The sequence below is a fragment of the Streptomyces caniscabiei genome (genome assembly GCF_014930365.1).
GTDB lineage: Bacteria > Actinomycetota > Actinomycetes > Streptomycetales > Streptomycetaceae > Streptomyces > Streptomyces caniscabiei.
Map to the genome: position 1 here is coordinate 254,369 of NZ_JABXWI010000008.1, position 20,566 is coordinate 274,934.

The 20,566-nt window shown below is 72.3% G+C and carries 22 protein-coding genes; 8 read left to right on the plus strand and 14 right to left on the minus strand.

Going from position 1 to position 20,566, the window contains the following annotated elements:
• Positions 1–97 precede the first annotated feature (97 nt).
• Complete coding sequence (locus HW837_RS23345; RefSeq protein ID WP_193380213.1) at positions 98–523, plus strand: MarR family winged helix-turn-helix transcriptional regulator; 426 nt, start codon at positions 98–100, stop codon at positions 521–523.
• Here HW837_RS23345 and HW837_RS23350 read toward each other — a convergent pair.
• The 6 genes from HW837_RS23350 to HW837_RS23375 are packed head-to-tail and all read right to left on the minus strand — an operon-like array spanning position 516 to position 6,345.
• The gene (locus HW837_RS23350) at positions 516–2,261 is read right to left on the minus strand and encodes a PP2C family protein-serine/threonine phosphatase (RefSeq protein ID WP_045555572.1); all 1,746 of its coding nucleotides are present in this window, start codon (positions 2,259–2,261) and stop codon (positions 516–518) included. The two genes, HW837_RS23345 and HW837_RS23350, sit on opposite strands and share 8 nt — an antisense overlap.
• Positions 2,258–3,325 carry an ATP-binding SpoIIE family protein phosphatase gene (locus tag HW837_RS23355; protein WP_093789045.1) on the minus strand — a complete coding sequence of 356 codons (1,068 nt, stop codon included), beginning with the start codon at positions 3,323–3,325 and terminating at the stop codon, positions 2,258–2,260. Before HW837_RS23355 ends, HW837_RS23350 begins: the two co-directional genes overlap by 4 nt.
• Positions 3,325–3,765 (minus strand): anti-sigma regulatory factor, encoded by a 441-nt coding sequence (locus tag HW837_RS23360; RefSeq protein WP_045555570.1) that lies wholly within the window; start codon positions 3,763–3,765, stop codon positions 3,325–3,327. The genes HW837_RS23355 and HW837_RS23360 overlap by 1 nt, the downstream gene beginning before the upstream one ends.
• Positions 3,765–4,205, minus strand: a complete 441-nt coding sequence (locus HW837_RS23365; protein WP_045555569.1) for an STAS domain-containing protein — start codon at positions 4,203–4,205, stop codon at positions 3,765–3,767. The genes HW837_RS23360 and HW837_RS23365 overlap by 1 nt, the downstream gene beginning before the upstream one ends.
• Positions 4,202–5,101 carry an STAS domain-containing protein gene (locus HW837_RS23370; protein ID WP_193380215.1) on the minus strand — a complete coding sequence of 300 codons (900 nt, stop codon included), beginning with the start codon at positions 5,099–5,101 and terminating at the stop codon, positions 4,202–4,204. Before HW837_RS23370 ends, HW837_RS23365 begins: the two co-directional genes overlap by 4 nt.
• Before the next feature lie 59 nt (positions 5,102–5,160).
• Positions 5,161–6,345: a PP2C family protein-serine/threonine phosphatase gene (locus HW837_RS23375; protein WP_093789047.1), complete on the minus strand. Its 1,185-nt coding sequence runs from the start codon at positions 6,343–6,345 to the stop codon at positions 5,161–5,163.
• Between the two features lie 63 nt (positions 6,346–6,408).
• Between HW837_RS23375 and HW837_RS23380 the strand changes: the two genes are divergently transcribed.
• Positions 6,409–6,882: a MarR family winged helix-turn-helix transcriptional regulator gene (locus HW837_RS23380; RefSeq protein WP_234442416.1), complete on the plus strand. Its 474-nt coding sequence runs from the start codon at positions 6,409–6,411 to the stop codon at positions 6,880–6,882.
• A 185-nt stretch (positions 6,883–7,067) separates the two neighbouring features.
• Here the strand turns inward: HW837_RS23380 and HW837_RS23385 are convergent, their stop codons facing one another.
• Together HW837_RS23385 and HW837_RS23390 are read right to left on the minus strand one after the other, a co-directional pair.
• Complete coding sequence (locus HW837_RS23385; RefSeq protein WP_093789048.1) at positions 7,068–7,472, minus strand: STAS domain-containing protein; 405 nt, start codon at positions 7,470–7,472, stop codon at positions 7,068–7,070.
• Positions 7,473–7,589: 117 nt separating this feature from the next.
• Complete coding sequence (locus HW837_RS23390) at positions 7,590–8,417, minus strand: RNA polymerase sigma factor SigF (protein ID WP_045555566.1); 828 nt, start codon at positions 8,415–8,417, stop codon at positions 7,590–7,592.
• Between the two features lie 381 nt (positions 8,418–8,798).
• Between HW837_RS23390 and HW837_RS23395 the strand changes: the two genes are divergently transcribed.
• From HW837_RS23395 to HW837_RS23405, 3 genes are read left to right on the plus strand one after another with little or no spacing between them, the layout of a single operon-like run.
• Positions 8,799–9,638 (plus strand): SigB/SigF/SigG family RNA polymerase sigma factor, encoded by an 840-nt coding sequence (locus HW837_RS23395; RefSeq protein ID WP_045555565.1) that lies wholly within the window; start codon positions 8,799–8,801, stop codon positions 9,636–9,638.
• A gap of 23 nt (positions 9,639–9,661) precedes the next feature.
• Entirely contained in the window at positions 9,662–9,967 is a 306-nt protein-coding gene (locus HW837_RS23400; RefSeq protein WP_093789049.1) for a DUF5133 domain-containing protein, read from the plus strand.
• A 39-nt stretch (positions 9,968–10,006) separates the two neighbouring features.
• Positions 10,007–10,474 carry an ATP-binding protein gene (locus tag HW837_RS23405; protein WP_193380216.1) on the plus strand — a complete coding sequence of 156 codons (468 nt, stop codon included), beginning with the start codon at positions 10,007–10,009 and terminating at the stop codon, positions 10,472–10,474.
• A 52-nt stretch (positions 10,475–10,526) separates the two neighbouring features.
• Here HW837_RS23405 and HW837_RS23410 read toward each other — a convergent pair whose 3' ends face one another.
• The 3 genes from HW837_RS23410 to HW837_RS23420 all read right to left on the minus strand — a co-directional run bounded on the left by HW837_RS23410 (position 10,527) and on the right by HW837_RS23420 (position 14,185).
• Positions 10,527–10,961: an ATP-binding protein gene (locus HW837_RS23410; RefSeq protein ID WP_086799981.1), complete on the minus strand. Its 435-nt coding sequence runs from the start codon at positions 10,959–10,961 to the stop codon at positions 10,527–10,529.
• A gap of 164 nt (positions 10,962–11,125) precedes the next feature.
• Positions 11,126–12,853, minus strand: coding sequence for a SpoIIE family protein phosphatase (locus HW837_RS23415; protein WP_193380217.1), 1,728 nt, complete (start codon positions 12,851–12,853; stop codon positions 11,126–11,128).
• Between the two features lie 243 nt (positions 12,854–13,096).
• Positions 13,097–14,185, minus strand: a complete 1,089-nt coding sequence (locus HW837_RS23420) for a glutamate--cysteine ligase 2 (protein ID WP_093789052.1) — start codon at positions 14,183–14,185, stop codon at positions 13,097–13,099.
• 183 nt (positions 14,186–14,368) lie between these two features.
• Here HW837_RS23420 and HW837_RS23425 point away from each other — a divergent pair, with 183 nt between their 5' ends.
• The 3 genes from HW837_RS23425 (at position 14,369) to HW837_RS23435 (ending at position 16,962) form a co-directional block, all read left to right on the plus strand.
• Positions 14,369–14,602 carry a hypothetical protein gene (locus tag HW837_RS23425; protein ID WP_045555559.1) on the plus strand — a complete coding sequence of 78 codons (234 nt, stop codon included), beginning with the start codon at positions 14,369–14,371 and terminating at the stop codon, positions 14,600–14,602.
• A 296-nt stretch (positions 14,603–14,898) separates the two neighbouring features.
• Positions 14,899–16,326 (plus strand): rifampin monooxygenase, encoded by a 1,428-nt coding sequence (rox, locus tag HW837_RS23430; RefSeq protein WP_093789053.1) that lies wholly within the window; start codon positions 14,899–14,901, stop codon positions 16,324–16,326.
• 12 nt (positions 16,327–16,338) lie between these two features.
• On the plus strand, positions 16,339–16,962 hold the full coding sequence (locus HW837_RS23435) for a GNAT family N-acetyltransferase (protein ID WP_045555557.1): 624 nt from the start codon (positions 16,339–16,341) through the stop codon (positions 16,960–16,962).
• Positions 16,963–16,965: 3 nt separating this feature from the next.
• Here the strand turns inward: HW837_RS23435 and HW837_RS23440 are convergent, their stop codons facing one another.
• From HW837_RS23440 to HW837_RS23450, 3 genes are all read right to left on the minus strand, one after another.
• A complete protein-coding gene (locus HW837_RS23440; RefSeq protein ID WP_045555857.1) occupies positions 16,966–17,916 on the minus strand; it encodes a squalene/phytoene synthase family protein in 951 nt (316 codons plus the stop codon).
• Between the two features lie 99 nt (positions 17,917–18,015).
• Complete coding sequence (locus tag HW837_RS23445; protein ID WP_193380218.1) at positions 18,016–19,059, minus strand: glycoside hydrolase family 5 protein; 1,044 nt, start codon at positions 19,057–19,059, stop codon at positions 18,016–18,018.
• Positions 19,060–19,194: 135 nt separating this feature from the next.
• Positions 19,195–20,439: an LmeA family phospholipid-binding protein gene (locus HW837_RS23450; RefSeq protein WP_045555555.1), complete on the minus strand. Its 1,245-nt coding sequence runs from the start codon at positions 20,437–20,439 to the stop codon at positions 19,195–19,197.
• Between the last annotated feature and the right edge of the window lie 127 nt (positions 20,440–20,566).

Sequence of the window (20,566 nt, forward strand, 5' to 3'; positions counted from 1 at the left end):
ACCGGTCGGCTCGCGCGGGACGGGCGGCAGGTCCGGGCGCCGCCGGAGGGCGCGGATACGGCCGTGTAGTCCGGGGCGCTTCGGGTAGGCCCCCCGCATGACCGGCCCCGCCGACTTCGACCGGCAGGTTCTCGACGCGGTGGAGAACCTGGTGCCGCTCTGGTTCTCGGCAGTGGAGGAGGTCACCCCGAGACTCTCCCCGAGACAGATACTGGCGCTCCGCGCGGTGCGCGGCGTACCCGAGCTGAACCTGACCGGTCTGGCGGAGCGGCTCGGGGTCGGTCTGCCCACCGCCAGCCGGCTCTGCGACCGCCTCGAAGCGGCCGAACTGCTGCAGAGGTGGGCCCGGCTCGACGACCGGCGCGAGGTCCGCCTGGTGGTGACCGAACGCGGACACCGGTACCTCGCGGACGTCACCGAACGCCTGTCGGCGCGGCTCGGCGACGCCCTGGCGGCCCTGTCACCGGCCGAACGGGCCCGGGTGGAGCAGGTGTTGCGGACCCTGGGGGGAAGCGTCAGTTGAGGTGCGCCGTGACGCGTCCCGCGGCACTGTGCACATGGCAGAGCAGCAGACAGACGTCGTCCTCGTGCTCCTCGTCCAGCAAAGGGGCGAGCAACTGGTCGGCCGACTCCTGGAGATCCCCGTCCAGCGTCGTGGACGGGAGCCCGCCGAGCGCCGTGGCCAGTTGTTCGATGCCCGGGTCGATCCCCAGGGCGCGTCTCTCCACCAGCCCGTCGGTGTAGAGCGCCAGGGTCGAACCGGGCGGCAGCGGCTCGGTGTGGTCGGCGATCTCCTGATGCAGCGGGATGCCGAGCATCGCGCCGGGTTTGGCGTCCAGGATCCGCACACCCCCGTCGGGCGAGCGCAGCACCGGCGGCGGATGGCCGGCGGCGGCCCAGGTGAGGGTGGGTTCGTGCGGATGGAACCGGGCGATGACGGCCGTGGCGTACAGGTCGGGCTGCAGATGGTGCAGGAACAGATGGAGATGGGTGAGGAGCTGGCCGGGGGTCTTGCCGTCGACCGCGTACGCGCGCAGCGCGGTCCGCAGCTGGCTCATCATCACCGCGGCGTGCAGACCGTGTCCGGTGACGTCGCCGATCACGGTGATCAGGCTGCCGTCGGGCTGCCGGAAGGCGTCGTACCAGTCGCCGCCGATGTTCAGGCCCCGTGTGGCCGGCAGATAGCGCGCGGCCAGCCGCAGCCCCGGCGTGGTGGGCAGCTCGGTGAGCAGGGCCCGTTGCAGGGTCTCGGCGATGTCGCGGTTGTGCTCGAAACGCCGGGCGTTCTCCAGCGCCACCCCCGCCCGCCGGGCGAGCTCGATCAGCATGAAGACGTCGTCGGCGTCCCAGCGCTCGTCGTCGGGCGGCGACAGCGTCAGCACGCCCAGGGGCGCGCCCCGCGTCACCAGGGGCACGCACAGCAGCGGCCGGGTGGGGTCGAGCGCCGAGGGCGGATGGTCGTCGACCCCGGGCAGCTCACCGGGATGGTCGGCGGCGTACTGCGGCCGCCCGCGGCGAGCCGCGACGACGGCGGCGGCCGGACGCGGACCGCCACCGGCCACCTCGCCCTCCCCGTCGAACAGCCATACGTCGGCGCTGCGGGCGTACCGGGGCACCAGCAGGGACGGCAGCAGCCGCACGATCGCGTCCGGGTTGAGCGACGCGGTCAGGGCGGCGCTGGCGTCGGCGAGCAGGGTGAGCCGGCCGCGCGCGTTCTCGGCCTCCTTACGGGCCTGCTGCTCGGCGGCGAACAGTTCGCGCTGCGCCCGCCCGGCCGCGTCCAGCTCGGCGTGCAGGGCGAGGACGCCCTGGTTGGTCTGGTGCAGTTCCTCGCGGTGGAAGGCGACCAGCGCCTCCTTCTCGTCGAGCTTCTCCAGCAGCAGCGCCGCGTCCTCGTCCGCTCCGAACAGGGCCTCCGCGAGCGTCGTCGGATCACCGGCCACATGCTCGCTGTCCGGCAGCCGTACCTCCTCCGAGCAGGCGACCGTCAGCCGCCACGGCTGCCGGTACTCGCCCGGCCGCCGGTTCGCCGACGTCACCTCGACGAGGAACCGGCAGCCACCGGGCCGCGCCGTGACGGCCCGCGCGGTCAGCAGCCACGCGCCGCCCTTGGTCAGACACTGCCGCAGCTGCGCCGAGAGCACGGACACCAGCCGCGCCCGGTCGGTGGACGACACCCCGTGCGCGGTGGCCAGCCGTGCGGTGGCGATACGCGCCCGGGCGGCGTCGGTGACGGAACGGACGGTCCAGGTACGGGTCATGGGAGGCGGTCCGGCGGGGAGGGGCTCAGTACGGCGACGGTGGTGTCGTCGCGGACCGGCCGGGCGGGGCTGCTCGCGTCGCGCACGATCACGGCGGCGATCACAGCGGGGTCGAGGGAGGGGCTGTGGGCGGCGGGCCCCGGGCTCCAGCGGCTGGGCAGACCGTCGCTGTGCAGCACGAGCAGACGGTCGTCCCCCCAGTCCGCCTCGTGCTGCGGAAGACGCGCGGCCCGGTGGGCGCCGACTATGCCGGGCCGGGACAGCAACGGCTGCCAGTCCGCGCCGGTGCGCAGCCTGGCCCCGATGTTGCCGACCCCCGAGAACAGCAACCGGCCGGCGGCGAGGTCGAGTTGGGCGACGGCGACGGCCGCGCCCCGGGTGTCGCGCAGTGCGCCCTCCAGTCGGCGCAGCAACTGGGCCGGGGGCAGCTCGGGAGCCCGGTACAGCTGCTCCACGGCCGCCGAGGAGGCCCGGGCCGCCGCCGGGCCGTGGCCCAGCCCGTCCGCCAGCATCAGCGTGATGAGATCGCCCGCCCGTACCCAGGACCAGGCGTCGCCGGAGAACTCCGCGCCGGCGAAGGGGACGTTGACACCGCCTGCCCGCACGCCCGGGACGGGGGAGGCCGGAGCGGGCCGGCGCACCGGCCGGGAGCCGAGCCGGGCCAGGGCGATGGTGCCCCGGCCGACCGTGCTGTGCAGGTCGAAGTCGTCGGCGACCCGGCGGCAGGTGCCGAGGCCCGCGCCGAGCGACGACGTCGTCGAGAAACCGTCGCGCAGCGCGCCCGCGACGTCGCGCACCCCCGGCCCGTGGTCGATCGCCACGATCTGCACCATCGGGGCCGCACCGTCCGCCCGGTCCGGGTCGGGGCGGGAGACGACGTCCAGCAGTATCAGCCCGCCGCCGGCGTGCTTGAGCAGATTGGTCGCCAGCTCGGTGGCCACCAGCGCACAGCCCGCGGCACGGCCCGCGTCCAGCCCGGCCCGCGCCGCGGCCGCCTCGGCGGCCACCCGGGCGTCGCGCACCCGGGTGGAGTCGTGCACCGGCACCTCCCAGACCCGTGGCATCAGCGCTCCTCGCGGGGGCGCGGGGCGCCCGACAGCCAGGACGTGACCGTCACCGTGGTCCCCGACCCGGCCCGGCTGTCGATCGTGAACTCGTGGACGAGCCGCCGGGCACCGCCCAGCCCCATCCCCAGCCCCTCGCCGGAGGTGTAGCCGTCGAGGAGGGCCTGGTCGAGGTCGGCGATGCCGGGCCCCTCGTCGCTGAACGTCAGCCGCAGTCCTCGTGCGCCGCCCCGGTCCACCGGGGCGCACTCCATCTGGCCCCCGCCGCCGTGGACCAGGGTGTTGCGGGCCAGCTCGCTGGCCGCGGTGACCAGCTTGGTCTGGTCGACCAGACCGAAGCCGAGCTGGGCGGCCGCCTGCCGCACATGCTGACGTACCCACACCAGATCGAGATCCGAGTGGATCGGCAGGCAGGCGGAGATGCCGCCGGCGGTCTGCATCACGGACTCTCCTGGCGGGCGTGGACGCGGCGGGGGAAGGTCGGGTCCGGTTCGCCGAGGAGGCGCAGCGCGTCCTCGGTGCTGAGCGCGGTGCGCAGTCCCGGCAGGGTCAGACCGAGCTCCACCAGCGTGATCGCCACGGCCGGACGCATCCCGGCGACGACCGTCCCGGCGGCGAGCAGGCTCGTCTGGGCGGCGATGTCGCCGAGCACCCGGCCGAGGAAGGAGTCGACCATCTCCACTCCGGAGAGGTCGATCACCACACCCGTGGCTCCGCTGCGCGCGACCGTGTCGCTGATGTCCTGCTGGAGCTGCTCGGCCGCTCCGTCGTGCAGATCGCCCTGGAGCGACACCAGGAGCACATGGCCGATCTTGAGCACGGGGACGGGCGCCCCGTACGACGACGGGCCGCCGTGTGCGGCGAAGAGATCGCCGCTCACCTGTGCCCCGAACCGGCGCCGTCGCGGGTCACGATGTCCGTGCCCAGCTGCCGGAGCGCGTAGGCCAGGGCGTCCGCGAGGCTCGTGCGGGTCAGCACCGAGCTGAGGTCGATGCCCAGGTGGACGATGGTCTGCGCGATCGGTGGCCGGATCCCGGAGACGATGCACTCGGCGCCCATCAGCCGGGCCGCCGCCACGGTCTTCATCAGGTGCTGGGCCACCAGCGAGTCCACGGTGGGCACCCCGGTGATGTCGAGGATGGCGAACCGGGCGTGCTGTTCGACGATGGAGTCCAGGAGCCGCTCCATCACCACCTGGCTGCGCGCGCTGTCCAGCGTGCCGATCAGGGGGACGGCGACGATGCCCTCCCACAGCTTGATCACCGGCGTGGCGACCTCCATCAGCTGCAGCCGCTGCCGGTGGATCAGCTCCTCGCCCTCGTTGAGCGCGGTCTCCAGCACGACCAGGCGCAGGGTGCCCATCAGAACCGTCAGCGTCGTGGTGCACTCGCGCAGATGCACCGCCGGCGCCGCGGCGAACTCGGCCAGCAGCAGATCGGTCACCGGCGGCCGCAGCGCGTCCACCTCGGCGGAGATCTGGGTGACCGTGGAGCCCGCCCGCGCCCGGGAGGCGGCCGTCCGCGCCAGCTGCTCCCGGACGACCTGGAAGCCGCCTGCTTCCGCGTCCTCCACGCTGTCCGAGGCGGCCACGGCGGCGAGCGCGTCCACCACGGCCCGGCCCGCCTCCACCGCCTCGTCCCGGGAGTGGGTGAAGACGGTGCGGAACAGCGCGGCGTCGGCCCAGCGCTGGGCGATCTGTTCCTGGCGGTCGCGCAGGAACCGCGCCACCTCCTGCGTCGGTGTCAACTGCCGGTCTGCCGTGTCCTGTTCCGGCACGGATCTCTCCTCACTCGCTGGGGCGCCTCCCCGCTCCGGGGAACGACTGCTGGGCTGGTTCATCGGTGCGACCGGTCGGCACCCCCTCGGCCGAACCAGTCGAGACAGACCACGAGCGCGTCGTCGTCCGCCACGGGGGTGCCGCGGTGACCGGAGAGCTCCCTGAGCACCGCGCCGGGGACATCGGCGGCGGGCAGCAGCCGGGTGGCGTTGACCGCGCGGGCCAGCGCCCGGTCCCCGTACGCCTCCCCGCCGGGTGTGGCGACGGAGTACACCCCGTCGCTGACGAAGACCAGCCGGTCGCCCGGTTCGAGCCGCAGGCGCTGAGCGGTGTACTCGGTCTCCTCGAACATGCCCAGCGGAAGCTGTGCCTCCAGTTCGACGGCGCTGACGCTCCCCTCGCGCAGCAGCAGCATCCGGGGCGAGCCCGCGTCGACGATCTCCAGGTCTCCGGTGACCAGGTCCAGGTCGAGCAGCAGCACCGACAGATGCTGGGCCCCGCCGTACTGGGCGTGCACGGCCTGGTCGGCGAGGGCGGCCTGCTCGGCGACGGGGACGCCGGCCCGGCGGGCGTTGCGCAGCGCGTTGATCCCCAGCTGGGTCAGCAGGGAGGCCTCGATGCCCTCGCCCATGCCGTTGGTGACGTACAGCATCAGGTGGTCGGCGTCGGAGGACCAGTCGAAGTTGTCGCCGAAGATGGCATAGGCGGGCTCCAGTTGGCCGCCGAGCGCGTACTCGGCCCGGGTGGAGGAGCGGCCCGGCAGCAGCTGCCACTGCATCTCCGCCGCCAGGGTCAGCCGGCTGGAGCGGCGCGCCCGGAGGTACACGTCGGTGTCCCGCTCCGCGACGATCAGCTCGTGTCCCAGTACCTGGGCGAGCTCGGTCAGTTCGGCGAGGCATTCCTCGGCCTGTGCGGCGGACGGCAGCGTCAGCCGCAGCACGCCCAGCCGGTCACCGCGCACGGTGACCGGCAGATGGAGCCCCACCCGGTCGTCAGCGCGTTTCTCCACGTACGGCTCCTGCGCCCCGAACGCCCGGCCGGCCGGGCCGTCGTGCATGGGCAGGGAGTCCGGCGGGTCCGGACGCGCGGAGGCCGGCCGGAGCACGGTGAGCGAGTAGTCGGCCAGGTAGAGCTCGACGTCCCGGGCCGACCAGTCGTCGGCCAGTACGTCGCTCAGAGCGTCCACCAGGTGGTGCGGAGCAGCGGAGCGAAGGGCTCGTTCGGCTGCCACGAATCTGTTCACGATGTCGGATACGCCATTCTTGCCAGAGCTGACAGTGTTCGAGATGCCTGGAAGAGTGGTCCCGTGACTTCCTCCTCCAACCCGCGGCCGGACGAGGTGGCGCGTGTGACCTCCGAGGCGGCAGAGCTGCTGGAGGTCGTGTGGGGACGCGCCTCGACGGCACCGGTGTCCGCCTCCCAGCTCCGTGTGCTGTTCATCCTGGAGCACAACGACGGGATCAACCTGCGGATGCTCGCCGACGCCCTCGGCTCCACACCGCCCTCCACCAGCCGGCTCTGCGACCGGCTGGAGGCGGTGGGCTTCGTCGAGCGCCACGCCAGCGCGGCCAGCAGGCGCGAGCTGTGTCTGCGGCTGAGCCGGCGCGGGCGGTCGTACCTCGTGGACCTGCGTGCCCGACGCGAACGCGCCCTGCGGTCCGTGCTGGAGCAGATGCCGGCCGCGAAACGGACCGCGCTGGTGGAAGGGCTGGAGGCGTTCTGCGACGCCGCGGCGGCGCAGATCCACGGGGGCGACGCCACCGACGTGCGGAGCGCCTGACCGCCGCCGACCCGGGTCCGGTCCGACAGCCTCATCACAACCCTTTCCACGCTCTCGGCCCCCACGTTCACTCTGTTGCCTTCCGGCCATAGTTGTCAAACGACAACCATTGGCCATGGGTATGTGCCGCCGCGCCGGCGGATGATGCCAAGCGGCAGTGCCCGTCGGTGCGTTGGAGGTGACGGCTATTCCTGCGTGGGCGGTTCGTCCGGAAGCGGGGCGACCTGCCCGGAGTCCACGGCGGCCAGCGCCTCGTCCACGCTGTCCACCGTGGTCACGGTGAGGCTCACGCCGGTGAGGTCGAGTATCCGTCGTACGGCCGGAGCCGGGGCGATCACATACACACCGCCCGGAATCTTCCGGACCTCCTGATAGGTCCGCAGGATGATGTTCATGCCGGACGAGTCCATGAAGGGAACGGCCGACACGTCCAGCAGGAAATGCCGTCGGCCGTGCCGCAGTTGGTTCGCCAGATGATGCTGCAGCTCGGTCGCCGTGTCGATGTCCAGTTCCCCTTCGATCGTGAGCAGCACGGCGTCGGCCCGGGGCAGATCGACCTTGATCGACAGGGGGTTGTGGGCAACGGACACGAGAGCCTCCATGGGGGGTGCCGACCGGGGCGGGTGCCCCGGTTCACGAGTTCGACGCATCGCCCGGCGACGCGCCCGTGCGCATACCCGCGAATCGCGCGGGCACACGGGCCCCGATCAGGCGACTCCGGGTTCCAGCAGGCCCGCCCGCAGCCGCTTGATGATGCGGCTGATCAGCCGTGACACATGCATCTGGGACACCCCGAGCTGCTCGGCGATCTGCGACTGGGTCTGTTCCTCCACGAACCGCAGATGCAGGATCCGCCGCTCACGGTCGTCGAGTTCGGCGATCAGCGGCGCCAGCGAGTGGAAGTCCTCCACGAGTTGCATCGCGTGGTCCTCCTCGCCGATGAGGTCGCCGAGCACGGTGTCGCCGTCCTCGCCGCTGTCGGAGGTGAGCGCCGCGTCGAGCGAGGAGGTGTTGTAGCCGTTGGACGCCTTGCGCGCCTCGATGACCTCCTCCTCGGACAGCGACATCAGTTCCGACAGCTCACGTGTCGTCGGCATCCGGCCCAGCCGGGACTGCAACTCGTCCGTCGCCCGGGCCAGCTCCACCCGCGCCTCCTGCAACCGCCGCGGCACATGCACCGCCCAGCTGGTGTCCCGGAAGAACCGCTTGATCTCGCCGACGATGTACGGCACGGCGAACGTGGTGAACTCCACCTCCCGGGACAGCTCGAACCGGTCGATGGCCTTGATCAGCCCGATGGTCCCCACCTGGACGATGTCCTCCAGGGAGTCCTCGCGCCCGCGGAAGCGGGAGGCGGCGTACCGCACCAGCGAGAGATTCATCTCGATGAGCGTGTTGCGTACGTACTGATAGGTGTGGGTGCCCTCGTCCAACATGGCCAGCCGGTCGAAGAACTGCCGGGACATCTCCCGGGCATCCTTGGGCCTCACCTGTGACGGGTCCTCGATCAGGGGCAGGTCCACCCCGTCCGTCATGACCCTCCCCCGTGCCGTGGCCGTTGTACCTGCCGTCACGGCTGCCATGCTGTCCACCCCTCTCGCCCGAAGCCTTGTTGCCATCCCACGCTTGCCCCGCGAACGCGAAGTCAGTCCCCCTGATTCGGGAAAGGGACCGTGTCGCTCCCCACTCTGGCCGGAAGTCGTCGCCGTCCCGGGTGACGCGGATCACGGAGCTGGCGATCCGTCACGGGGAATGCGCGCACGGTTGTTTGCCTCCCGGGTCGCGGGGCAATCGGAGTTCCACGCCTCCGTGCAGGAGGCACCTAGGCGGAAGCGGTGTTCCGCGCAAGGGCCCCGGTCGCCCGCCACCGTTTCCCGCCACAAGTCCCTGAAAGCGTCGTTCAGGAGCGATTTCCCATGCTGGTCAATGTGTCCGCAAACGGTTCAGGCACCTCCGTCCGTCCCGGTACCCCCGACAGGAGGACGCACGACGACGCCCCCGACACCGCCACCGACTTCGCCCGCCTCGCGGCGATGGACGCGGGACCCGAACGCGACCACGTCCGCGACGAACTCGTCCGGGCCTGGCTGCCCATGGCGCACCGCATCGCCGGCCGCTTCCGCAACCGCGGCGAGTCGCTGGAGGATCTGCGCCAGGTCGCCGCGATGGGCCTGGTCAAGGCGGTGGACCGCTACGAGCCCGAACGGGGGGCGTTCGAGAGCTACGCCGTGCCCACCATCACCGGAGAGATCAAGAGGCACTTCCGCGACCGGATGTGGACGCTGCGCGTACCCCGGCGGGTGCAGGACCTCCGCAACAAGGTGCGTGTGGCGCGGCGCGAACTCAGCCAGACCTCCGGAGGCGCCACCGAGCCCTCCGTCGCCGACATCGCCGCCCTCGCGGGCCTCACGGAAGAAGAGGTCCACGCCGGGATGGAGGCGCTCGACAGCTTCAGCGCGCTCTCCCTGGACGCCGAGATGGCCTCGGGCGACGACGGCTACAGCCTCGCCGACACCCTCGGCGCCCCCGACGCGGCCTACGACACCGTCGTGGACCGCGAGTCGGTCAAGGAAGGGCTGCGGCGTCTGCCCGAACGCGAGCGGGCCATCCTCTACATGCGCTTCTTCGAGGACATGACCCAGAACCGCATCGCCGACCGCCTCGGCATCTCCCAGATGCATGTCTCCCGCCTCATCAGCCGCAGCTGCGCGCGCGTCCGCGAAGAGGCCCTCGGCCGCACCACCCCCTCCGTCTGACCACCCCCCCAGGAGCGAAACAGATGCTGATGCCCCACCCCGCGACCCTGCGCCGGCTCGTCGAGGAGTACGAGTCGGTCGTCGCCCACGAGGGCGAGCGAGGCGACCCGCAGAGCGCTCGCCGCGCGCAGGACCTGGCGTACACGCTGTGTGTGTCCACGGGCACCCGCGACGTCCGCCGGGCCCTGGACGCGGCCCGCGCCCAGCTCGCCGCCGCGCAGGCGACCGCGACCGCCGAGCTGTGCGGGAACGGGAGGACGACACTCCCGGGAGATCTCGGCGGCCATGGTCCGGGCGGGAGCGGGTATGCGGCGCTTCATGAACACTGACGAACCCAGCTGTCCCGAGCCGTCGACCCAGAATCTGACATGACATCGATGGAACGCCAGCCGCTCGTGCACCACGACACCGCTCCCGCGGACGGGCCCGCCGCCCGGCCGCCGGGACCGCCGGTCGCCATCACCAACGCCGCGGCGGCCCGCCGTCACGTGCGGGCGTTCGTGGGGGAGCGGTGGCGTTCTCCGGCCGGGCCCCCGACCGAGCAGTCGATGATCGATCTCATTCTCGTCGTCTCCGAACTGGTCACCAACGCGGTCCGGCACGGGGGCGGCCTCGCCGGGTTCGACGTCGCCCTCACTCCCGAGGGCGTGCGCCTCGCCGTGCGCGACCACAGCGCCGCCGTGCCCGTGGGACTCCACGGGCCCGGAGCGCTGCCCCGCGCCCACGAGGGCAACGGCTACGGATGGCCGCTGATCAACCGGCTCTCCAGCAAGGTCGACGTCGTGCGCCGCGCGTCCGGCGGCAAGACCATCAGCGTCTTGGTGCCGCTGGCCTGAGGCCCCACCGGGGCCTCCGCCGGAGCGCGCGCCCGAGTTCTCCCGAGCGTTCTCACCAGGGCAGGAAGACGTGGACGTCCTTGCCGTGGTCGTGCACCACCACGCTCACCTCTTCGCACAGCGTCTGGATCAGATACCAGCCGATACCGCCGCCGCCCTTGCTGGGATGGAAGGGGCGCGGCGCGGGCGACGTCGTGCTCGTGTCCCCCAGCGTCACATGCACCCCGTCCAGGGTGCGGCGCATCGTCAGCTCGAACCGTCCGGGGGCGTACTGCACCGCGTTGGCGGCCAGTTCCGTGACCACCAGCAGGATGTCGTCCCAGTGCTCGACAGCGGCCGGCGGCGAGGTGCGGGAGAGGACGCCCAGGAACCCCTCCGCGGCCGTACGCGCCCCCGTCACGTCGCCGAGTTCTCCGTCGAAGGCGGCGTGGCTGTCGTAAATCTCCTCGGCAGGCAGTTTGTCGTCCCTACGTGGCTCTGTTGACATCTCGTCGTCCCCGGCTCGGCTGCTTGAGGCGGACGCGATGGCGCGTTCCCCTCCGACGCTCGTGTTTCCCGTGCGGAGAGCCGCTACGCGTGCGAAAGCGTAGGGAAGTGTGGGGCCTTGGGAAAGACGGTGACCTTCCCGGCCTCTTGGGCCGCGCCGGCGCTCTACCGTTCACCCGCCTCACCGTCCTCGGCGGGCGTGCGGAAGACCAGCAGGGCGACGTCGTCGTCGTTGTCGACGGGACGGGCCCGCTCCAGCAGCAGGTCGCAGAACACGTGCAGGGGCCGGTGGGCGAGGGCCGCCGCGTGCTGGCGCAGCCGGGCCAGACCCCGGTCGAGGGTGTGCCCCGGGGACTCGATCAGACCGTCCGTGTACAGCACCAGCGTCGACTGCGGCGGCAGCGGGGTGAGCGTGTCCGTACGGGCCCGGATCAGCCCCGTGCCGAGCAGGTGGTCGTGCTCCTCGTCCAGGAAGCGGGACCTGCCGTCGTGGGTGATCAGCAGCGGCGGCGGATGCCCCGCGTTGGTCCACCGCAGGGCCCAGGTGTCCTCGCCGCGCTCGACCCGGCCGAAGATCAGCGTCGCCATGGACGCCTCGGTCACGTTCACCACGGCCCGGTCCAGCCGCTCCGCGATCGCGCTCGGCGGCTCCTCCAGCGCCCAGGCGTAGGCCCGGAGCATGTTGCGGACCTGCGCCATCCCGGCCGCGGCGTCGATGTTGTGTCCGACGACGTCGCCGATGGCCACCGCCGTGGCCCCGTCGGCGAGCGTGAACGCGTCGTACCAGTCGCCGCCGACCTGCGAGGACTTCGACGCCGACTCGTAGCGCGCGGCCATCCGCAGCCCCGGCACCTCCGGCATCTGGGGCAGCAGGTGGCGCTGCATGGTCTCCGCGATGTGCCGCTGCCGCTGGTACAGGCGCGCGTTCTCCAGCGCCAGCCCGGCCCGGCGGGCGATGTCGTCCAGCAGGGACAGCTCGGCCTCGGTGAAGGCCCCCGGACGCTCGCTCAGGCCCAGCGTGAGGGCGCCGAGCACAGCGCGCGGCCCCCGGATGGGCGCGATGGCCGCCGAGCGCAGCCCCGCCTCCTTGAACAGCCTCTGCTGGGCGACCGTGATCCCCGAGTCCGCCGGCCCCTGGTAGGTCTCCGGCCCGGCCAGGGTCGAGGCCGCCCCGCGCAGCGCCCGGGACAGCGGCATCAGCGACTCCTCGTGCACCGGCGGGAGCGGACCCTCCAACTCCTCGCGCCGCACCACCACGCCGTCGCGGTGGGTCGCCACCGTGGTCCGCCAGACGTCGTCGCTCTCGGTGATCAGGTCCACGATCGCCCAGTCCGCGAGCCGTGGCACCACCAGCCGCACCAGCCGGGCGACCGCCTCCTCGGCGTCCAGGGTGGAGCTCAGCCGGGTCGTCGTCTCGGCGAGCAGCGCCAGCCGGTCCAACTGCGACAGCGCCGGCGTCCCGCTGTCCGGGACGGCCACGGTCTCAGGGGCGCACTCGTGGAAGAGCACCACCGCGCCGGTCGCCGTCCCGTCGAGCCGGCACGGGGTGACCAGCCAGCTCACCGGCAGCAGTGTGCCGTCGCCGCGCAGGAACCACTCCCGGTCCCCGCCGCCCGTGCGGCCGCTGAGGAACACGCTCATCATCGCGCACGCCGCCCGTGGCACGGAGTGCCCGAGCTGGTCCCGGTGCAGCAGCTCGTGGGCGTCCTGCCCGAGGAGTCCGTCCGCCGGGCGGCCGAGCAGCTCGGCGGCCCGGGGATTCACCGCGACGACCAGGCCGTTGTCGTCCACCACGTACATACCGGCGTGCACGAGATCGGGCAGCCCGTCCGGAAGACGCACCGCCCGGCCAGGCGACCGCCGTTCGGTGTGATCCGGACTCCACGCGCTCATGTTCGGGTTCCTCCGGCTCCGGTGGCGGACAGGACGGTCGTCGATGTCGACGGACCGCTCCGCCGCGTGTGCTGCACGCATTACCCCGTCCCCGACGACCTACGCGCACGATGTCCCCGACCGCAGGTGGGAGCGGGTGCCCGTGCCCCGGGCGCCGTCCGCGCGCGATGCACGGACGGCGACGCCCCGGACACGCTTCGCCCGCGGCGCGCCCGGGCGTCGCGGGCGGGACGGCCTCCGGGGTCAGGCCTGGGTGTGCCGTACGCAGGCCGCGACGACCTCGCGCAGGCTACCCGTCCGGGCCATCACCTCGCGCTGCACCCGGGCCCCGTTGCCGCGCCCCGTCAGCTCGGCGACGGCGCCCCGGACGAGGTCGGCGTCCCCGTGGTCGACCAGGGCGTCCTCGACGTGGTGCAGCAGCGAGCGGATCACGTCGATCGCGGGCCGGGGGCGCATCGTGACGGGGTCCAGCAGGTTCTCCGACATGCCGGAGCGGGCGGCCCGCCAGGTGGCCAGCCGGAGCAGCCCCGCACTGTGGCCGAGCGGCTCCACACCGGCCCGCCACTCGCGGGCCGCGGTCTCCACGAGGCCCCGGGCGAGGGCCGCGACGAGGACCGCGGTGTCGGGGTGCAGACAGACGTCCGCGACCCGGATCTCCACGGTCGGATACCGCTGGGACAGCCGCGCGTCGAAGTAGATCATGCCCTCGTCGCGGACGACCCCCGTGGCGATCAGGTCCCTGACGCTTCGGTGGTACCGCTCCGCCGACCCGAAGACGTCCGTCGGCCCGGCCATCGGCCACATGTCCCACACCTGGCTGCGATAGCTGGCGTACCGGCTGTCCTGGCCCTGCCAGAAGGGGGAGTTCGCGCTCAGCGCCGTCAGCACGGAGAGCCACGGCCGCATCCGGTCCAGGACGGCCACGCCCTCGTCGTCGGACTCGACGGACACATGGACATGGCAGCCGCAGACCAGCTGCACCTGCGTGTGCAGGCCGAACTCCCGCGCCATCCACCGGTACCGGCTGTTCACGGTGATCGTCGGACTCACCGGCAGCGGTGACGTCGCCAGCGCCACGACCGCGCTGCCGAGCCCCTCGGCGTGCCGGGCCGCGTCCTTGCGGCAGCGGACGATCTCGGCCCCCAGATCGGTCATCGAGGACTGCGGGTGCGTGGCGAACTCCACCTGCTCGTCGTGCAGCTCCTTCTCGAACACGTCCTGGTCCGTGCCCTCCAGCGCGGCCCGCGCGAGCACCGCCGCGGCCCGCGCCTGCGGCTCTCCGGTCTCCGGATCGACCAGGAGGAGTTCCTCTTCCACTCCGACGGTACGCACGTCATCGGGCCCTTCTGCCTAGGTGGTGAGAGCCGTGTGCCCGCGGACGGCGCCGGGACACCTCACCGGGCGGCGCGCCGACCGTGTCCGTGTACGCGGCGGTGGCCCGGGTACCCGTGCGGCGCCCCGGGAGCCGCGCCGGACAGACGCGGACCCCCAGTCCGAGACACGGAGGAGGAGAACGTGACCAGCACGACCGAGACGGGCCGCGTGACCGGCACCGCCGACAAGGACTACAACCTGATCTGGTACGTGGAGGCCTGCCTGAACAACGCGCTGCGCCTCGAGTCGTACATCGAGGACGCGGAGCGGGAGAAGGACACCGAGGTGGTCGAGCTGTTCCGCAAGGCACAGGCCGACAGCCGCAAGGGGGCCGACTTCGGCAAGGAGCTCCTGCGCCGGCGTCTGAGCGACTGACGGCGCCCCCGGGCCGCGCGCGGTCCGGGAGAACATCGCACGCTCCGTTCCCGGCACAGCGCCATTGTGGGCACGGTCCGGGCCGTCACGCGAACCGGAGGACGGGCCCCGGCGCGCCGGGAACGACAAGGGCGTGGGCACACAGGTACGAGAACGACGAAGGCAAGGAGGACCGGTCCTCCTTGCCTGTCTCAACGTATAGCGCACCGGGGGGCTTGCGGCAAGACCCTCCCCGTGCCGCAGAATCGCCGACCGAAGCGAGAAGCAGCGGCACAAACGCGCACATGGGGGTTGAGATGATCGACGTGATCGTCGTCGGAGGCGGACCGACCGGCTTGATGCTGGCGAGCGAGTTGCGGCTGGCCGGAGTGGACACGGTCGTGCTGGAGAGGCTCACGGAGCCCACCGGGGAGTCCCGGGGACAGGGCCTGCACGCCCGCAGCGTCGAGGTGATGGACCAGCGCGGCCTTCTGGACCGGTTCCTCGCGGTCAGCGAGAAGTTCCGGGTCGGCGGACTCTTCGGCGGCATCATGAAACCGTGGCCGGACAGCCTGGACACGGCACACGCGTACGGCGTCGCCACCCCGCAGCCGGTCACCGAGCGCATCCTCCAGGAGCGCGCGCTGGAACTCGGCACCGACATCCGGCGCGGCGGCGAACTGGTCGGGCTCGATCAGGACGAGGACGGCGTGACCGCGGAACTGGCGGACGGCACCCGGCTGCGCGCCCGGTACCTCGTCGGCTGCGACGGCGGCCGCAGCGTGGTGCGCAAGCTGATCGGCGTCGGATTCCCCGGCGAGCCCGCCACCGTCGAGACACTGCTGGGCGAGATGGCGGCGACCGAGGACCCGGCGACGATCACCGCTGTCGTCGAGAAGGTCCGCAGGACCGAACTCCGCTTCGGCCTCGCCCCGTTGGAGGGCGGGAGCTACCGCGTCCTCGTACCCGCCGACGGTGTGGCGGAGGACCGTACGACCCCGCCGACCCTGGACGAGTTCACACGGCAACTGCGGGCCTTCGCGGGCACCGACTTCGGTGTCCACTCACCGCGCTGGCTCTCCCGGTTCGGCGACGCCACCCGGCAGGCCGAGCAGTACCGGGTCGGCCGGGTGCTGCTGGCCGGCGACGCGGCGCACATCCACCCGCCGACCGGCGGCCAGGGCCTCAACCTCGGTGTGCAGGACGCCTTCAACCTGGGCTGGAAGCTGGCCGCCGAGGTCGACGGCCGGGCGCCGGAAGGACTGTTGGACACCTACCACGCCGAACGGCACCCCGTGGCCGCCCGTGTGCTGGCCAACACCCGCGCCCAGATGACCCTGCTGGGGTCCGAGCCGGGCCCGACCGCGCTGCGGGAGCTGCTCTCGACGCTGATGGACTTCGAGGAGGTCAACCGGTACGTGACCGGGATGATCACCGGGGTCGACGTCCGCTACGACCTCGGCGACGGCCACGATCTGCTCGGCCGCCGGATGCGGGACCTGCGGTTGAAGCGAGGGCGCCTGTACGAGCTGATGCACGACGGCCGCGGCCTGCTGCTCGACGGGAGCGGCGCGCTCTCGGTGGAGGGCTGGGCGGACCGGGTCGACCATGTGGTCGACACCGCCGAGGAGCTGGACGTGCCCGCGGTGCTCCTGCGGCCCGACGGCCACGTGGCATGGGCCGGCGAGGACCAGAGGGAACTGCGCGAAGCGCTCGCCCGCTGGTTCGGCGCCGCGACGGACTGACAGGATGCCGCGATGACCCCACCTCCCACGGTCCGCCCGTACCGGCCCGAGGACCTCGACGCCGTCCACGACATCTGCGTCCGAACCGCCCACAACGGCGGCGACAGCCGTCCCCACTACAGGGACCCCGACGTCTTCCCGGCGACCTTCGCCACCCCGTACACCGAGCTGGAACCGGAGCTGGCCTTCGTGCTGGACGACGGCCGAGGGCGGGCGGTCGGCTACATCCTCGGCACCGCGGACACCCCCGCGTTCGTCGAGGCCTTCCGTACGCGATGGCTGCCCCGGGTCAGCGAGCGCTTCCCGCCGCCGGCCGGTCCGACGACCACGCCCGACGCGGAGATCGTCCGGCTGCTGCACCACCCCGAGCGTATGGTCCTGCCCGAACTCGGTGCCTATCCCGCCCACTTGCACATCGACCTGCTCCCCGACCGACAGGGCCGGGGCCACGGCCGGGACCTCATGCGCACCTTTCTGCACGCCCTGCGCACCCGGGGGGTCCCGGCCGTCCACCTCTCCATGCTCACCGCCAACACACCGGCCCGCGCCTTCTACGACCGCCTGGGCTTCCACGAGATCGAGGTACCGGATCCCGGCCCGGTGACCTACCTCGGCCTTACGACAGCGGATCGGTGAGGGTCATCCTCCGGTGTTCACCGGGCGCGCGACCGCTGTGCGGCTGCTGTCCCTCCCGCGTCTCCGTCGGCGACCGCGCAGCAGCACGCGCAGGGTGCCCGGCACCGGCGGGGACGCGGAACCGCGCAACAGACGGGCGCCACGGGCGTACGCCGCGTCCGCGGTCAGCAGCTCGATCCCGACGACCGAGTCCAGGAGCACCCCGCCGGGACCCTCCCCGAGGACGGGCAGGTCGCGGGCGGCTCGCAGGCAGACGCGGGCCGCCTCGACCTGGTCCTCCACCAACTCCCGTACGCCCGCCGACTCCCGGCCCGCCGCGAGGTCCTCGACCGTCACCGAGAAGCGCGCCAGCGTCTCGGCCGGGATGCCCAGTCGGCCTTCCGGCAGGTCCTCGGCCAGGTCGTTGACGAAGTCCAGCCGCTGACTGCCCTCCATCAGCGTCCGGCACGCCGCCCGGAACCCTCCGTCGTCGGACTCCGGGCCCAGCAGCGAGGCGACCAGCATGAACGCGGGCAGCGAATAGGCGTCCACATAGGCCTGGTAGTCGGCCTCGGTGGCGAAGCCGGTGAACTCCAGATCGGTGGTGGCGGTGGACAGATACTCCTCGACCGCCGCCCGCAGCCGCGGGTACGCCTGCGCGGTGTGCAGCAGCGTCCGGATCAGCGGGTCGTCGCTCGTGCCGGAGTCCAGTCCCTCGCGCACCCGCCGCTCCCACGACGCCCACGCCGCGATCCGCTGCGGCTTCGGGCCGGTGTCCAGCAGGTCGTCCCCGTGGTGCATCACCGCCGTCGCCGCCACGGCATGGGGCAACAACCGCCGTGGCAGCAGCAGCCGGGCCGCGAGGTACGAGGTGCGCCGGGCACGCGCCACCAGGTCCCGCTGTTCGCCGTAGTCCGACCGCAACCCCGGCTCCCGGATGCCCGCCGCGTCCAGACTCCGTCTCCACACGCTCATGTGCCGATGGTAGAGGCGTTCTGAACCGACGGGGGACATGACGAGGGAGCCGCCCGACATCGATGTCGGGCGGCTCCGCAGCCTGTCGTGCGTGGTGCCCTACTTCTGCTTCCACGCCCAGTGCAGCCGGTCGAGGCCGCTCTGGTTGTTGACCTTCAGGCTCAGGCGGGTGCCCGTGCCCTGGAGGGTGGTGAGGGAGTAGGTGTCACCGTTGCGCAGACCCGGCCAGTAGACCGAGCCGAGGCCCAGCTCCCGGATGACGTCGGTCGCGGCCTGGATGTAGGCGACCTCGTTGGAGCCGTTGACCGGGCCGTTGTAGTCCAGGCCGGTCGTCATGGAGGCGCCGAACTCGTCGAGGATCGTGCGCGAGGCACAGGTGCCGATGCGCTCCTTGAAGTCGGCCTTCCACTGGTCGACGCTGGTCCAGTCGGTGTGCCAGAAGCCGTAGTTGTGCAGGGCGATCCGGGTGCCGTCGAGCCGCTTGTCGGCGCAGACCGGCTTGACGTCCTCGCTGTACTTGTAGCCGCCGATGAGGACCCGGTCGCGGGGTACGGAGCGGTGCTTGCCCAGCCAGCGGGCGGCCACGTCGCGCCATTCCTGCGAGGTGTAGCCGAACGGCTCGTTCATCGGCTCGAAGTACACCTTGCCGTTGCGGCCGTACGCGGAGGTGATGCGCGCCCACATCCGGTCCCAGGAGGCCTGGTCGTCGATCTTGCCGTCCTTGGCGTTGTCGGCCTCCCAGTAGCCCAGGATGACCTTGAAGCCCTTGGCGGTGGCGGCGTCGATCGCGGCCCGGTACGACTTCCAGAACGGGCCGTTCACGGAGGTGGGGTTCACCGGCAGGCGGACCGTGTTCGCGCCCAGCTTGGCGAACCCGCCGACGATCGCCCGGGACTTGGCGTACGTCGTGGCGTAGTCGTCGGTGGTGGACAGTCCCGAGGGCACGACCGCGTCGTCGGCGTAGTTGTCGCGCGGGTCGGCCCAGTTGACTCCGCGGAACTCACTGACCGGCGGCGGTGAGGCGTGGCGGGCGGCGGCTGCGGAAGCGGCGGACGCGGGGGAGGCGAGGACTCCGCCGAATGCCGTGACGCCGGCCAGCGATGCCGCGAGGCAGGCTGTCCCGCGATGGTTCTTTCGTGGCACCAGATCCCTTTCTGGACAGTTGCGTCCGCGAAACCCGGCTGTGCAGGTCGGCGGCTCTGTGGCTCCCGCAACGTAGAAGAGATCTCGAACATAGGTCAACACATCTGCACACCAAATTTCATCAAGAACACAGAATCACTGGCTGCCGAAGGCCAGTTGGGAGCCCGTGAGCCGGACCCGGATGCCGTCCTCCTCCACGCGGACGTCACGCAGCCGCACGGTTCCGCGCTCGGGTTCCGGCAGTTCGAAGGAGAGGGAGAGCCGGTCGGCGAGCACCGGCCGGGTGAGCCGGGACAGGGCGTCGAGGAGGTCGGCGTCGAGGCCCAGATCGCGCAGGACGGCGGGGTTGTCCAGGGCCAGGTCGATGAGGTTGAGGCCCCTGGCCTGGCGCGCGAAGCTCGGGGATCCGGTCAGTTCGGCGAGTTTCCCCTCGTCGGCGAGGGCCTCGCGGGCGGTGGCGTCCGACATGCCGAGCCGCCGGACGATCGCCGGCACCGACAGCAGCGCCTTCGCCCTGCGGGTCTCCCGGGCGAGGTCGGCGGAGGCCTTCGGCGTCAGATGCAGGCCGTCCGAGGCACGCGTGCCGGGGCGGTACGTGGCCAGGTCCCCGATGTCCAGGCGCATGCCGCCGATCTCCGTGGCGATGCCCCGCTCACCCTGCCGCCGGATCGTGGCCTCGGCGCGCAGCCGCAGATCCCGCCCGGCGACCGGCAGGGTGCCACGAGCCCGGACCCGGTCACGGCCCTCGCCGGTGAACGTCACCTGGGACGCGCCGAGTTCGCGGTTGAGATCGGCGAACGACAGCAGCACGTCACCGTCGAGTCGCGGCACCCGCGCGCCGCGCACGGACGTCAGTCCCTCGGCGTCCAGCCGTACGTCATGGGCCGTCGCCGACACCTTCGCCAGCGACACCCGGTCGGCCGCCACGTCCGGCACCGTCAGCCGCACCGAGTCCAGCCGCCGGTCGGCGAGTTGGGTGAGGAAGGGGAAGCCGCCGATCTCCACCTCGGGCGCCGCGGCCAGGTCCAGCCGGTCCTCCAGGGCGTCCGCGGCCCTGTGTTCCGCGTACAGCACCGCCCACCGGTCCGCGAGGCCGGCGAACGCGGCGAGAACCACCAGTCCCACGACCGCCTTCACCGCCAGCGGAAGCCCGGCGAACCGTCCCCTGCGCCGCCGCCCGCCCCGCCGGTGCACCGGCGGAGTCCACTCCGGCTCCTCCTCGTCGCCGCGTCCGAGGGTGTCCTCGCCGAAGAACTCCTCCAGGGAGGTCACTTCGAGAGGCCCGTCGTCGAGGGTGCCGAGCTCCTCGTAGGGGTCGCGCGGGGCGTCGGGGCGATCGTCGGAGAACTGATGCGGATCTGTGCGGTGGGGGGAGCGCATCGCCTCATCCGAACATGTCCACCACCCCCGCCCGCAACCTGAACCCCGGGTATGCGATGTAGTTCACGATCGCGACGGGTCGCGCGAGAGGCCCGCCTGGGCGGCCGCGGCCACCGACCGACTGTCA

What these genes read in the sequence shown, in the direction of transcription:
- HW837_RS23345 (WP_193380213.1), top strand. Translation starts at nt 98, where the DNA reads ATGACCGGCCCCGCCGACTTCGACCGGCAGGTTCTCGACGCGGTGGAG.
- HW837_RS23350 (WP_045555572.1), bottom strand. Translation starts at nt 2,261, where the DNA reads ATGACCCGTACCTGGACCGTCCGTTCCGTCACCGACGCCGCCCGGGCG.
- HW837_RS23355 (WP_093789045.1), bottom strand. Translation starts at nt 3,325, where the DNA reads ATGCCACGGGTCTGGGAGGTGCCGGTGCACGACTCCACCCGGGTGCGC.
- HW837_RS23360 (WP_045555570.1), bottom strand. Translation starts at nt 3,765, where the DNA reads ATGCAGACCGCCGGCGGCATCTCCGCCTGCCTGCCGATCCACTCGGAT.
- HW837_RS23390 (WP_045555566.1), bottom strand. Translation starts at nt 8,417, where the DNA reads ATGACGGACGGGGTGGACCTGCCCCTGATCGAGGACCCGTCACAGGTG.
- HW837_RS23395 (WP_045555565.1), top strand. Translation starts at nt 8,799, where the DNA reads ATGCTGGTCAATGTGTCCGCAAACGGTTCAGGCACCTCCGTCCGTCCC.
- HW837_RS23400 (WP_093789049.1), top strand. Translation starts at nt 9,662, where the DNA reads ATGCTGATGCCCCACCCCGCGACCCTGCGCCGGCTCGTCGAGGAGTAC.
- HW837_RS23405 (WP_193380216.1), top strand. Translation starts at nt 10,007, where the DNA reads ATGACATCGATGGAACGCCAGCCGCTCGTGCACCACGACACCGCTCCC.
- HW837_RS23410 (WP_086799981.1), bottom strand. Translation starts at nt 10,961, where the DNA reads ATGTCAACAGAGCCACGTAGGGACGACAAACTGCCTGCCGAGGAGATT.
- HW837_RS23415 (WP_193380217.1), bottom strand. Translation starts at nt 12,853, where the DNA reads ATGAGCGCGTGGAGTCCGGATCACACCGAACGGCGGTCGCCTGGCCGG.
- rox (WP_093789053.1), top strand. Translation starts at nt 14,899, where the DNA reads ATGATCGACGTGATCGTCGTCGGAGGCGGACCGACCGGCTTGATGCTG.
- HW837_RS23435 (WP_045555557.1), top strand. Translation starts at nt 16,339, where the DNA reads ATGACCCCACCTCCCACGGTCCGCCCGTACCGGCCCGAGGACCTCGAC.
- HW837_RS23440 (WP_045555857.1), bottom strand. Translation starts at nt 17,916, where the DNA reads ATGAGCGTGTGGAGACGGAGTCTGGACGCGGCGGGCATCCGGGAGCCG.
- HW837_RS23450 (WP_045555555.1), bottom strand. Translation starts at nt 20,439, where the DNA reads ATGCGCTCCCCCCACCGCACAGATCCGCATCAGTTCTCCGACGATCGC.